Here is a 13,317-nt window from a genome sequence, read left to right as displayed (position 1 = left end):
TCGCCTCACCCCTGGTCCGCCCGCGCGGAACGCCTCACCCCCGGTCCGCCCGCGCGGGATGTCTCACCCCTACCCGCCCGCGCCGCACGCCGTACCCCGTACCCACGGACCCGAAGGCCGCGTGGGACGGCGGTCCCGGACGCACCCCGACCGCCCACCGCGTGGGCGGCGGCCCCGGACGCAGCCGGACCGTCCGCCGCGCCGGCTCCCGCCCGACCCGGGTCCCGGACGCCCGAGCGGCGAACGGGGCGTCCGGCACCCGCACCAACGCCACCCCGTACCCTGTCCTTCGTGGCTGAAGCAAGGGACGTCCCCGTCCGTATCCCGGATGCGAAGGTCGCCCTGTCGACGGCCTCGGTCTACCCGGAGTCGACGGCGACCGCCTTCGAGATCGCCGCGCGCCTCGGATACGACGGCGTCGAGGTCATGGTCTGGACGGACCCGGTCAGCCAGGACATCGAGGCGCTGCGCAGGCTGGCTGACTACCACCGCATCCCGGTCCTGGCCGTGCACGCCCCCTGCCTGCTGATCACCCAGCGCGTGTGGTCCACCGACCCCTGGACCAAACTCCAGCGCGCCCGCTCGGCCGCCGAGCGGCTCGGTGCCGGCACGGTCGTCGTCCACCCGCCGTTCCGCTGGCAGCGCCAGTACGCCCGTGACTTCGTCACCGGGGTGTGGCGGATGGCGAACGAGACCGACGTACGGTTCGCGGTCGAGAACATGTACCCCTGGCGCTACCGCGACCGCGAGATGCTCGCGTACGCCCCCGACTGGGACGTCACCAGGGAGGACTACCGCCACTTCACGATCGACCTCAGCCACACGGCCACCGCCCGCACGGACGCCCTCCAGATGATCGACCGGATGGGCCCCCGCCTCGGCCACGTCCACCTCGCCGACGGCAGGGGATCGGGCAAGGACGAGCACCTGGTACCCGGCCGCGGCAGCCAGCCCTGCGCCGAACTGCTGGAACGGCTCGTGCTCGGCGGTTTCGACGGACACGTCGTCATCGAGGTCAACACCCGACGGGCCATGTCCAGCGCCGAGCGTGAGGCCGACCTGGCGGAGGCGCTGGCCTTCACCCGGCTCCACCTGGCCTCCGCGGTGAAGGTGCCGCGGCGATGAGCGGCGCCACCCCGGACCGGGACGCGACGACCGCCCGCCGCCGCGGCCGGCCCCCGCGCGCGGAGTCGGGCGACACCCGCGAGCGCATCCTGGCCGCGGCCCGCGAGGAGTTCTCCGAGCGCGGCTACGAGAAGACCTCCGTACGCGGCATCGCGAAGGCGGCGGGGGTGGACTCCGCGCTCGTCCACCACTACTTCGGCACCAAGGAGCAGGTCTTCGAGGCGGTCGCGCTCACCCTGGCACCCGCGCTGAACGCGACGCCCGGAGTGGCGGACGGCCCGCTGGAGGGGGCCGGCGAGCGGCTGACCCGCTTCCTCTTCGGCCTCTGGGAGAACCCCGTCTACCGCGCGCCCCTGCTGGCCGTCGTCCGCTCGGCCGTCAACAACGAGACCGCCGCGGCCGTCTTCCGCCGGATGATCGTCACCCAGGTGCTGAGCCGCGTCGCCGGGCGGCTGGACGCGCCGGACGCGGAGCTGCGCGCCGAACTGGCGGCGGCGCAACTGGTGGGGTGCGCGATGCTGCGGTACGTGATCAAGATGGAGCCGCTGGCGTCGGCGGACGTGGAACAGGTCATCGCGCGGCTGGCGCCGGTGGTGCAGGGGCACCTCACCGGCGCGTGAAACCTGCCCGTACGAACCTGCCCGTACGGACCTCGCCCGTACGAACCTGCCCGTACGGACCTCGCCCGTACGAACCTGCCCGTAGGACCCTGCCTGTGCGACTTGCCGGTACGACCCACCTCTGCGATGCCCGTACGACGTGTCGCGCGCCGGTGGCACAGCCCGCCCCGGCGCCCCGGCGCCCCGGCGCCCCGGACCACGGGCCCGCGCACGCCCCCTCCGCACCCCGGCTCGCCGAGACAGGCATCCCGCATTTCGGACACGTCGTCCCGACCCCTGGATGACCGGCGTACGCTCGGCAAGAGTCAGAACTCTCCGGAGTCAGAACTCTCCGGCAGAAGGTCTCCGAAGGTTCGAAGGAGCGAGCGACGATGCCCGAGCTGAGGTCCCGCACAGTCACCCACGGCCGCAACATGGCGGGCGCCCGCGCCCTTATGCGTGCCTCCGGTGTACCAGGTGCGGACATCGGCCGGAAGCCGATCATCGCCGTGGCCAACAGCTTCACCGAGTTCGTGCCCGGCCACACCCACCTCCAGCCGGTCGGCCGGATCGTCAGCGAGGCGATCCGGGAGGCGGGCGGCATCCCGCGCGAGTTCAACACCATCGCCGTGGACGACGGCATCGCGATGGGCCACGGCGGCATGCTGTACTCCCTGCCCTCCCGCGACCTGATCGCGGACAGCGTGGAGTACATGGTCGAGGCGCACTGCGCCGACGCCCTGGTCTGCATCTCCAACTGCGACAAGATCACCCCGGGCATGCTGATGGCCGCGCTGCGCCTGAACATCCCCACGGTCTTCGTCTCCGGCGGCCCGATGGAGGCCGGCCGGGCCACCCTGGTCGACGGCACGGTCCGCACACTGGACCTGATCGACGCGATGTCCGAGGCCGCGAACGACAAGGTCTCCGACGAGGACATCCTCCGCATCGAGGAGAACGCCTGCCCGACCTGCGGTTCCTGTTCCGGCATGTTCACCGCGAACTCGATGAACTGCCTCACCGAGGCGATCGGCCTGGCCCTGCCCGGCAACGGCTCGGTCCTGGCCACCCACACGGCCCGCCGCGCGCTGTACGAGGACGCGGCCCGCACGGTCATGGACATCACCCGCCGCTACTACGAGCAGGACGACGACACGGTCCTGCCGCGCAACGTCGCGACGTTCGCCGCCTTCGAGAACGCGATGGCCCTGGACATCGCGATGGGCGGCTCCACCAACACGATCCTGCACCTGCTGGCGGCGGCCCAGGAGGCGGGCGTCCCGTTCGGCCTGGAGCAGATCGACGCCGTCTCCCGCCGGGTGCCGTGCCTGGCGAAGGTGGCGCCCAACGTCGCCAAGGACCGTACGTACTACATGGAGGACGTGCACCGGGCCGGCGGCATCCCCGCCCTCCTGGGCGAACTGCACCGCGCGGGCCTGCTCGACGAGGACGTGCACGCGGTCCACAGCCCCTCCCTGGCGGACTGGCTGAAGACCTGGGACGTGCGCGGGGGCTCCCCGTCCCCCGAGGCCGTCGAGCTGTGGCACGCGGCCCCCGGCTGCGTCCGCTCGGCGGAGGCGTTCTCCCAGTCGGAGCGCTGGGAGGCGCTGGACGAGGACGCCGAGGGCGGCTGCATCCGGTCCGTCGAGCACGCCTACTCCAAGGACGGCGGCCTCGCCGTCCTGCGTGGCAACCTGGCCGTCGACGGCTGCGTGGTGAAGACGGCCGGCGTCGACGAGTCCATCTGGACCTTCGAGGGTCCCGCGGTGGTCTGCGAGTCGCAGGAGGAGGCCGTCGAGAAGATCCTGGCCAAGCAGATCACCCACGGCGACGTGGTCGTCATCCGCTACGAGGGCCCGAAGGGCGGCCCCGGCATGCAGGAGATGCTCTACCCGACGTCGTTCCTCAAGGGCCGGGGCCTCGGCAAGACCTGCGCGCTGGTCACCGACGGCCGTTTCTCCGGCGGCACCTCCGGCCTGTCCATCGGCCACGCGTCCCCCGAGGCGGCGTCCGGCGGCACCATCGCCCTGGTCGAGGACGGCGACCGCGTCCGCATCGACATCCCGAACCGCACCATCGAGCTGCTGGTCGACGAGGCCGAGCTGACCCGCCGCGAGCAGGCGCTGAACGGCGTCCACGCCCCGAAGGACCGCGACCGCAAGGTCTCGGCGGCGCTGCGGGCGTACGCGGCGATGGCGACCAGCGCGGACAAGGGCGCCGTCCGGGACGTCAGCAGGCTGGGCTGACCTTCCCGGCGCAGCCAGGCACGGGGCCGCCCCTCCGACGGGGGCGGCCCCGCCGTCTGCCGGCGCACCTCGGCACCGTCCAGGGACGGGGCAGTGGAGCTGTGCGCAGCGGCGTCACCAGGCCGCGGCGTCACCAGGCCGCGGGGTCGCGGGCGTCCAGGGCGAAGACGGTGCCGTCAGGCGCACCGGCGTAGAGGTGGCCGTCGATGAGCAGAGGGGCCGGGAGCACGGCCGTGACCTCGTCCGAGTTCGTGCCGAGCCGGGGCGGGGTCTGCCCCACCAGGCGCCCGTCGCGGGCGTCGACCGCGAGCAGCCGCCCGTCGGCGGCGCTGAAGTAGACGTGCCGGTCGTCGGCGACCGGTTCCGAGCCGCGGCTCACGGACGTTTCGAGATGCCACGACCGCCTGCCGGCGTCCAGGTCGACGGCCTCCAGCGCACCGCCGGCGGACAACAGGTACACGACGTCGCCGCGGACGGTGGCCTGCGGAGTCAGCCGCGGCACCGGCAGCGGCACCCGGCGCGTGGTCCCCGAGCCCGGTGTGTAGCGCACCACCTCGTCCGTCTCGCCGGTGACGCCGTCGACCGACAGCAAAAACAGCGAGCCGCCCTGGCTGCCGACGGGCTTCAGATTCCCGGCCAGCCGCGCCTGCCAGCGCTCGTCGCCGGTCACGGGATCCACGGCCGTCACCTGCGTGTGCGTCCCGTCCGCCGAGGTGGTCGCGTACGCCGAGGAGTCGCCGGAGAACCAGGCCAGGGAGGGCGTCTCGGCCCCGGCGACCCGCCGCGTCCACTTCGTGGCGCCCGTCAGCCCGTCCACGCCGGTGACCGATCCGTCGGCTCCGGTGACCAGGAGCATGCCGCCCGCGAAGCGCGGCGCACCGTACCCGGGCATCTCCCGTTTCCAGCGCGTCGTACCGGAGGCGGGGTCGACCGCCTCCACCTGCCGCCCCTCGCCGGAGGGCAGTTGCAGAAGCCCACCCGACAGCCCCGGCGCCGCACTCGTCCGCTCCCCGGCGACGGTGTGCCGCCACAGCAGCGACCCGTCCGCCGGGTCGAGTGCGTAGGCCAGGCCGGAACGCAAACACAGCACCTTGTCGCCGCCGTAGGTGCAGCGGGGCATGCCGGAGCCCTTGCCGGCCGGCTCGGCGCGCCACGCGTCGAACCCGGCCGTGTCCCCGGACGCGTCCCCGGCCGTGACCGGGGTCGGCTTGCCACCGTCGTCGAACCACAGCACCGAGGCGGCCACACCGCACAGGGCCAGGGCGACCGCCCCGCCCACGAGCACCGCACGCCTGCCGAGCCACCGTCGCCGCGGCGCCGGCGCGCTCCGCGGTGCCCGCGCGGCCACGGCCCCCTCCGCCGTGCCGACCCCGGGCCCCCCGGACGCACCCGGGTCCGCGACCCGCTGATCAGCCCCACCGACCCCATCCGCGAGATCCGTGCGATCCGCGAGATTCGCGAGATCCGTGCGATCTGTACGGTCCGTGCGATCTGTACGGTCTGTACGACCAGCGCGGCCCGTGGGATCCAGGTGACCGGCGTGAGCAGCCCGCTCCGCGCCGTCGGCGTGACCCAGCCATCCCGCGCGCCCCCGGTGAGTCGTATGACCACGGGGCCCGGCATGATCCGCACCGTCCGCATGATCCGTACTGTCCGGCTCCCAGACCTCGACCCATGCCTGGTGCCCCTGCTGTACCCGCTCTCCCTGCCGATCGCGTTGTGCCTGTTGCTGTGCCTGTTGCTGTGCCTGATGCTGTGCCTGTTGGTCCTGTTGCTGTGCCTGTTGTTCCTGATGCCCTTGTTGTGTCTGCTGCGTCCGCTGCGTCGGTATGAACGCCCGCGTGTCGTACGAGGCCGAGACCGACCGCAGCTCCCGCATCAGCTCGTCGGGCGTCGGCCGGTCCTCCGGCTCCTTGGCGAGACAGCGCAGGACCAGCGGGGCGAGATTCTCCGGCAGACCGGTCAGATCCGGTTCGTCGTGGACGACCTGGTAGGCCACGACATACGGGCTGTCCGAGTCGAACGGACCGCGCCCGGTCGCCGCGTGCACCAGTACCGACCCCAATGTGAAGATGTCCGCGGCGGGGCCGACCTCGCGGGGCCGCCGGAACTGCTCCGGCGCCATGAACGGGGGCGTACCGATCAACTTGCCGGTCTCGGTCCGCAGTTCGCTGTCTTTCGGCCGCGAGATCCCGAAGTCGATGACCTTCGGACCGTCCTCGGCGAGCAGGACGTTGCTGGGCTTGAGATCGCGGTGCACGACCCCCACCCGATGGATGTCACGCAGCGCCTCCGCCAGCCCGGCCATCAGCCGACGCAACTGCGCAGGCTCCATCGGGCCATTCCGCTTCACATGATCGGCAAGCGTGGGGCCGGGAATGAACAGGGTCGCCATCCAAGGCCGTTCGGCCTCCGGATCGGCGTCGACCACGGGCGCGGTGAAGGCACCGCTCACCCTCCGGGCGGCCGCCACCTCCTGCCGGAAACGGCCCCTGAACTCACGGTCCTTGGCGAACTCGGCATGTACGACCTTCACCGCGAGCCGCAGCCCCGAGGTGCTGCGGGCCAAGTGCACCACACCCATGCCGCCCGCCCCGAGGTGTGCCTCCAGACGGTAATGACCGGCGTACTCCGGAAGTTCCGCTTCCGCGCCCGCTCCGATGTTCCTCTGTGGCGCCATGGGACCACCCCCGTGCTGTTCGTCCGCGCGCGCGACGCTCGGAGCCTAGTCGATGACTCGTACGAGACAGCGGCGACTTGCTAGCCTCCGCGTGCGCCGCGCATGAGTGTTTCGTGGCTCGAATCAGGGGAATCAACGGGGCCCCATGGTGGTCATGGGGTTGGACGGGGGGAGGTTTCTCATGTCTGTCGACGGTGTGGAAGCGACGGAAGTGTCCGCAAAGACGCACGGGACGCAGGGAACGCAGGGAACGCAGGGAACGATGGAAGACAGCGACACGAAAACCGCGGAAACCGCTGAAGCCACGGAGACCGCTGAAGCCGCGGAAGCGACCGCGAACGCCGTCCGGGCCGAGGCCGGGACCGAGTCCGTCGAGGCGCAGGCGACCGTACGCACCTACCCGGTGGCCCCGGGCGTCCGGCTGAACGTCCGCAGCGGCCCCGGCACCAACTACGGCATCATCCGGGTCCTCCCGGCCGGCATGCACGTCCCGATCTTCTGCCAGGCGCCGGGCACCAGGGTCAGCGGCCCGTACGGCACCTCGAACATCTGGGACAACATCGACAACGGAGAGTACGTCTCCGACGCCTACGTCTACACGGGTAGCGACGGCTACGTCGCCTCACGCTGCGCCATCTGACCCACCTCGGAGCCCGCGACCGTTCGGCGCCATAATCGTCCCGTGAGCGACGAACCCGGCACCCCGGACACCACCGCGGGCTCCACCGGCGGCCCGACCGGCCCCCGCCCCGAGCCCCTGCGCTTCTTCGGCACGTCCTGGGTGAACCACGACGACGGCTACGCCGCCCGCCGCGCCGGCGTCGCCGCGGGCTCTCTCGCGGCGGCGGCCGTCGCCTGCCTGATCCTCCGCTTCGCGTACCAGGGCCTGCAGATCGCCGACACCGGGTCCTTCGTGACCGTACTGGTCGTGGCGATGTTCGCGATCTGTAGCGCGCTGGCCTTCCGCAACACCTGGGACCGCTTCGGCAAGCGCCCCGACCCCGACCGCCAGGCGTCCCTCCGCGGCCTCCTGGCCATCGGCTTCGTCGGCTCCCTCCTCGCCTATTTCTTCCGCTCCCTGATCGAGGCCCCCGGCGAGAGACTGCACCGCACCGAATACGAGGCGGCCCGCACCCAGCACGAACGCCGCGCCACCCGCCGCACCGGCAACCCCTCGAAGAAGAAACGCCCCCGCTGAGCACGACCACGACCACCCGCTCCACCACCACCGCCCGCTCCACCACCACCGCCCGCTCCACCACCACCGCCCGCCACACGCGCGCCGCACCAGGACCCGCCACACCGCAAACCACCGTCCGATATGCCCGCGCGCAACGCCACACGACCACCTGCCCCACCGCACGCAACTGCGTACCTCACAGCACCGCACCGCGCACGACCGCCCGCGTACCTCCGTGTGCACCGCGCACGACCGCCCGCCGCGCCTTCGCGTGCACACGCGCACGACCGCCCGTCCCACCCCCCTCCTCCCCACCCCCACAACAGCGCGCCCTTCTCCTCCCCGCTGTCGCTTTCCGCCCAGCCCGCAGGACCATGGCCGTATGACCACTACACCACCGTCGACCCCACCCCCCTCCCACACCGCGCGGGCCCACTCCTTCAACGCCGCCGCCGCGCAGTACGGAGCGAACCGGCCCTCCTACCCGGCCGCCCTCTTCGACACCATCGAGGAACTGGCCGCCCGTCCGCTGACCGGCGCCCGGGTCGTGGACGTCGGCGCGGGCACCGGAATCGCGACCGCGCTGCTGCGCGCCCGGGGCGCCGACGTGGTGGCCGTGGAGCCCGGCGCCGGCATGGCCGCCGAGTTCCGGCGCGGCCTCCCCGGCGTTCCGGTGGTCCGGGGCAACGGGAACGCTCTGCCCCTCGCCGCCGCACGCGTCGACCTGATCACCTACGCCCAGTCCTGGCACTGGACCGATCCCACCCGGTCGGTGCCGGAGGCGCTGCGGGTGCTGCGCCCCGGCGGCGCCCTCGCGCTGTGGTGGAACACCAACGCCCTCGACATCCCCTGGATCGACGCCCAGGCGGATCGCATCGAACGGCACTTCGGCCAGGACAGGGTGGTGGCGAAGAACGGCAGCGGCGTCCGCACCGCCCTCGCCGACCCCAGCGGCCGACTCGACTTCACCCACCGCACGGTCCGCTGGAGCCGCCGCGTCCCGCTCGACACCCACCTGGCCAACATCAGCAGTCACTCGATCTTCCTGACCCACGGCGAGGAGAGTGCCACCGCTTTCCTCACCCAGGAACGCACCCACCTCCTGGCCGCCTTCCCCGACGGCACCGTGGAGGAGGTCTACGACGTGGAGCTGCTGGTCGCCCGCAACGTCTGAGGACCCTTGACGCCCGTTGGCGCCGAGAGCATTATTCATCACGTGATGAATAATGCTTCCGGCCCTCCGGGCATGCCCGTGGCGTCCGCCGTGCACGCCGCGGCCCTGACCGTGGAACGCGGCCCCCGCACCGTCCTGTGCGGCCTGGACTTCACGATCCCCCGCGGCCGGATCACCGGTCTGCTCGGCCCCTCGGGATGCGGCAAATCGACGCTGATGCGCGCGATCGTCGGCACCCAGGCCAAGGTCACCGGCACCCTCGACGTCCTAGGCCGCCCCGCGGGCCACCCCACCCTGCGCACCCGTATCGGCTACGTCACCCAGCACCCCTCCGTCTACGACGACCTGACCATCCGTCAGAACCTCGACTACTTCGCCGCGATCCTCACCCCCGGCCGGGCCGCCGCCGCACGTCGCCACGACGACGTCACCCGCGCCATCGCCGACGTCGACCTCACCAGCCACGCGGACGCCCTCGTCGGAAACCTCTCCGGCGGCCAGCGCAGCCGCGTCTCCCTCGCCGTGGCCCTGCTCGGTACCCCCGAACTCCTGGTCCTGGACGAACCCACCGTCGGCCTCGACCCCGTTCTGCGCCGCGACCTGTGGAACCTCTTCCACGACATCGCCGGCACCCGCGGCGCCACCCTGCTCGTCTCCTCACACGTCATGGACGAGGCGGAGCGCTGCCACCGTCTGCTGCTCATGCGCAACGGCGAGATCCTCGCTGGGGGCACCTCCCGGCCTGAGGCTGGGGGAGACACCCCCGACGCCCTCCGGACCCGCACCGGCGCCGCCACCGTCGAGGCGGCCTTCCTGCACCTCGTGGACGAAGCGGCCGCAGCCGACCGGACCAAGGGGACGCCCCGATGAGTACGACTACGACTACGACGACCATGGCCACAGCCACCACGCCCGCCACACCCACCAGCCCCCTGAACCTCTCCCGCACCACCGCCACCGCCACCCGGGTGCTGCGCCAACTGCGCCACGACCCACGCACCATCGCCCTGATGCTCCTGGTCCCCTGCGTGATGCTGGTCCTGCTCCGCTACGTCTTCGACGGCAGCCCACGCACCTTCGACAGCATCGGCGCCTCCCTTCTGGGCATCTTCCCGCTGATCACGATGTTCCTGGTCACGTCGATCGCCACCTTGCGCGAACGCACCTCCGGCACCCTCGAACGCCTCCTCGCCATGCCCCTCGGCAAAGCCGACCTCGTCGCCGGCTACGCCCTCGCCTTCGGTGCGCTCGCGATCATCCAGTCCGCCCTGGCCACCGGGCTCGCCGTGTGGTTCCTCGGCCTGGACGTCGTCGGCTCGCCCTGGCTGCTTCTGCTGGTCGCCCTCCTCGATGCCTTGCTCGGCACCGCCCTCGGCCTGTTCGTCTCGGCCTTCGCGGCCTCGGAGTTCCAGGCGGTCCAGTTCATGCCCGCGGTGATCTTTCCCCAACTCCTCCTCTGCGGTCTCTTCACTCCCCGCCCCGCCATGCATCCCGTCCTGGAAGGCATCTCCGACGTCCTGCCCATGTCCTACGCCGTCGACGGCATGAACGAGGTCCTCCACCATCCCGACGCGACGGGGACCTTCATCAGGGACGTCGTCATCGTGGCGGGCTGCGCGGTGCTGGTCCTGGGCCTCGGTGCGGCCACTCTGAGGCGCCGTACGGCGTGACCCGGCTGCCGACGGCACGTCCGTCCAGCGGACAACACCCCCCACACCGGACCCCCGGTGCAAGGATGTACCCCGGAAGTCGCACCCCCGGAGGGCACCCGCACCATGACCCACAAAGTCGCCGTCCTCGGCACCGGCAAGATCGGCGAAGCCCTGCTCAGCGGAATGATCCGAGCCGGTTGGTCGCCCGCCGACCTGCTCGTCACCGCCCGCCGACCCGAACGGGCCGAGGAACTCCGCGCGCGCCACGGAGTCACCCCGGTCACCAACCCCGAGGCCGCAAAGACCGCCGACACCCTCATCCTCACGGTCAAGCCGCAGGACATGGGCACCCTCCTGGACGAACTCGTCCCGCACCTCCCCGCCGATCGCCTGATCATCAGCGGCGCAGCCGGTATCCCCACCTCCTATTTCGAGGAACGCCTGGTCACAGGTATCCCGGTCGTCCGCGTCATGACCAACACCCCCGCCCTCGTCGACGAAGCCATGTCCGTGATCTCCGGCGGCACCCACGCCACCGCCGCACATCTCGCCCACGCCGAGGAGATCTTCGGAGCCGTCGGCAAGACACTCCGAGTCCCCGAGTCCCAGCAGGACGCCTGCACCGCCCTCTCCGGCTCCGGCCCGGCGTACTTCTTCTACCTGGTCGAAGCCATGACGGACGCAGGCATCCTGCTCGGCCTGCCCCGCGACAAGGCCCACGAACTCATCGTCCAGTCCGCCATCGGCGCCGCCGTGATGCTCCGGGACAGCGGAGAGCACCCCGTCAAACTCCGTGAGAACGTCACCTCGCCGGCCGGCACCACGATCAACGCCATCCGCGAGTTGGAGAACCACGGCGTACGAGCCGCCCTCATCGCCGCCCTCGAAGCCGCCCGCGACCGCAGCCGCGAACTGGCCTCCGGCAAGAAGGACTGACCCCGGACGAGCCGAAGCCGCTACCGCGAACCGCTACCGGGAACCGGCGAGGTCCCGGTGAGCCGCCTCGCCCGGGTCGGCAGCCCACCGCGCCTACGGAGCCGCGTTCAGCACCGGCGGCTCCGACACCGGTCCCGGCACCGACCCCGCCTTCGACGCCGGTTCGGCCCCGGGTTCCAGCAGCCCGACAGCCCGGTAAGCCGCATCGACCACCGGCCGCGCCATCACCCGCGCCTTCTCCGCACCATCCCGCAACACCCCCTCCACATACGCGGGATCCGCGCACAACTCCTTGTGCCTGGCCTGTACGGGCCTCAGCACCTCGACCACGGCCTCCGCGGTGTCCTTCTTCAAGGCGCCGTACGACTCATATACACCGCCCAAGCCCTCCGGGTTCCCACCCGTGCACGCCGCCAGGATCTCCAGCAGATTCGCCACCCCCGGCCGCGCCTCCCGGTCGTACACGACGTCCCGCCCGCTGTCGGTCACGGCCCGCATCACCTTCTTGCGCACCACGTCCGGCTCGTCGAGCAGATAGACGATGCCCGGACCGGAATCGTCCGACTTACCCATCTTCGACGCCGGCTCCTGGAGGTTCATCACCCGCGCCGCCACCTCCGGACGCGTCGCCTTCGGCACCACGAACGTGTGCCCGTACCGCTGGTTGAACCGCACCGCGAGATCCCGCGTCAGCTCCACGTGCTGCGTCTGGTCGTCCCCGACGGGCACCTCGTCGGCCCCGTAGGCCAGGATGTCCGCCGCCATCAGCGCCGGATACGTCAGCAGTGACAACCGCACACTGCCGCCCCGCTGCCGCTCCCGCGCGGACTTCTCCTTGTACTGGATCATCCGCCGCATCTCACCGTCGGTCGCCACGCACTCCAGCACGTACGACAACCGCGTGTGCTCGTCGACGTGACTCTGGACGAACACGGTGCACAGCTGCGGATCCAGCCCGGACGCCAGCAACAGCGTCGCCGCCTGCCGACTGAGCCGGCGCACCCGCGCCGGGTCGTGTTCCACGGTCAGCGCGTGCAGATCGACGATGCAGAACAAGGCGTCCGACTGGTGCTGGTCCACGTCGGCCCACCGACGCATGGCCCCCAGGTAGTTCCCCAGTGTCAGGTGCCCGGTCGGCTTGATCCCGCTGAAAACCCGTGTCATTCCCTCTCCACCTCCAGGTAGGGACCGCCGCTCCGGGCGGCCGGCCCTCGGAGGGTCCGGAGGGAGATACGAGTACGGCCGCCGAGGCGGCGGCCGTTGGATGCATACGTGACTCCGGCCGCCGTCAGGCGGCCCACCACTGCTGGTTACACGTACGCGTCATCACGACCCCCACGATACGCCCCCGACAGCCCCCGCGCCGTGAGTTGACACGCCCCCAACGGATACGTACTGTTCTCCGAGTTGTCCGACGTGAGCGCCGACCCCGGTCGGTCCCCGGACAGCCATTCCGCAGGTACCAGCCAGCAATCGGCGATACGTCGCCGTGTGCTTTGGCGCGTATTTGTGAAATGAGGAATCCGCGTTCGAAAGAACGCAGGACCCCGATTAGCTCGGGTGCCGGGAATCCGCTAAAGTCTCACTCGTCGGAACGGCCCGCAAGCCGGGAAGACAAACCCCGCCGACCGGGAATCAGACGCCGAAAGGATCTGATAGAGTCGGAACCGCCGGAAAGGGAAACGCGAGAGCGGGACCCCGGAAAGCACCGAGGAAATCGGATCG

11 protein-coding genes are annotated in these 13,317 nt (G+C 71.4%); 9 read left to right on the top strand and 2 right to left on the bottom strand.

The window, feature by feature from the left end; translation table 11 throughout:
- The first annotated feature begins 291 nt into the window (after positions 1–291).
- From ACFC09_RS40365 to ilvD, 3 genes are all read left to right on the top strand, one after another.
- The gene (locus tag ACFC09_RS40365) at positions 292–1,125 is read left to right on the top strand and encodes a sugar phosphate isomerase/epimerase family protein (RefSeq protein ID WP_376537121.1); all 834 of its coding nucleotides are present in this window, start codon (positions 292–294) and stop codon (positions 1,123–1,125) included.
- Positions 1,122–1,745 (top strand): TetR family transcriptional regulator, encoded by a 624-nt coding sequence (locus ACFC09_RS40360; RefSeq protein WP_376537119.1) that lies wholly within the window; start codon positions 1,122–1,124, stop codon positions 1,743–1,745. The genes ACFC09_RS40365 and ACFC09_RS40360 overlap by 4 nt, the downstream gene beginning before the upstream one ends.
- Positions 1,746–2,116: 371 nt before the next feature.
- A complete protein-coding gene (ilvD, locus tag ACFC09_RS40355; RefSeq protein ID WP_376537117.1) occupies positions 2,117–3,970 on the top strand; it encodes a dihydroxy-acid dehydratase in 1,854 nt (617 codons plus the stop codon).
- Positions 3,971–4,100: 130 nt separating this feature from the next.
- Here ilvD and ACFC09_RS40350 read toward each other — a convergent pair whose 3' ends face one another.
- Positions 4,101–6,650 carry a PQQ-binding-like beta-propeller repeat protein gene (locus ACFC09_RS40350; RefSeq protein ID WP_376537115.1) on the bottom strand — a complete coding sequence of 850 codons (2,550 nt, stop codon included), beginning with the start codon at positions 6,648–6,650 and terminating at the stop codon, positions 4,101–4,103.
- Between the two features lie 262 nt (positions 6,651–6,912).
- Between ACFC09_RS40350 and ACFC09_RS40345 the strand changes: the two genes are divergently transcribed.
- From ACFC09_RS40345 to proC, 6 genes are all read left to right on the top strand, one after another.
- The gene (locus tag ACFC09_RS40345) at positions 6,913–7,290 is read left to right on the top strand and encodes an SH3 domain-containing protein (RefSeq protein ID WP_376537113.1); all 378 of its coding nucleotides are present in this window, start codon (positions 6,913–6,915) and stop codon (positions 7,288–7,290) included.
- A gap of 42 nt (positions 7,291–7,332) precedes the next feature.
- The gene (locus tag ACFC09_RS40340) at positions 7,333–7,848 is read left to right on the top strand and encodes an EamA/RhaT family transporter (protein ID WP_376537111.1); all 516 of its coding nucleotides are present in this window, start codon (positions 7,333–7,335) and stop codon (positions 7,846–7,848) included.
- A 364-nt stretch (positions 7,849–8,212) separates the two neighbouring features.
- Positions 8,213–9,004: a class I SAM-dependent methyltransferase gene (locus ACFC09_RS40335; RefSeq protein WP_376537109.1), complete on the top strand. Its 792-nt coding sequence runs from the start codon at positions 8,213–8,215 to the stop codon at positions 9,002–9,004.
- A gap of 72 nt (positions 9,005–9,076) precedes the next feature.
- Positions 9,077–9,874 carry an ABC transporter ATP-binding protein gene (locus ACFC09_RS40330; RefSeq protein WP_376537107.1) on the top strand — a complete coding sequence of 266 codons (798 nt, stop codon included), beginning with the start codon at positions 9,077–9,079 and terminating at the stop codon, positions 9,872–9,874.
- Complete coding sequence (locus tag ACFC09_RS40325) at positions 9,871–10,674, top strand: ABC transporter permease (RefSeq protein ID WP_376537105.1); 804 nt, start codon at positions 9,871–9,873, stop codon at positions 10,672–10,674. Before ACFC09_RS40330 ends, ACFC09_RS40325 begins: the two co-directional genes overlap by 4 nt.
- A 105-nt stretch (positions 10,675–10,779) precedes the next feature.
- Positions 10,780–11,592, top strand: a complete 813-nt coding sequence (gene proC, locus ACFC09_RS40320; RefSeq protein WP_376537103.1) for a pyrroline-5-carboxylate reductase — start codon at positions 10,780–10,782, stop codon at positions 11,590–11,592.
- Between the two features lie 93 nt (positions 11,593–11,685).
- Here proC and trpS read toward each other — a convergent pair whose 3' ends face one another.
- Positions 11,686–12,756, bottom strand: a complete 1,071-nt coding sequence (gene trpS / locus ACFC09_RS40315; RefSeq protein ID WP_376537101.1) for a tryptophan--tRNA ligase — start codon at positions 12,754–12,756, stop codon at positions 11,686–11,688.
- Between the last annotated feature and the right edge of the window lie 561 nt (positions 12,757–13,317).

The sequence above is a fragment of the Streptomyces sp. NPDC056161 genome (genome assembly GCF_042268025.1).
GTDB lineage: Bacteria > Actinomycetota > Actinomycetes > Streptomycetales > Streptomycetaceae > Streptomyces.
Note: the sequence above shows the minus strand (reverse complement) of the source record. Positions and strands in the feature narration are given on the sequence as shown.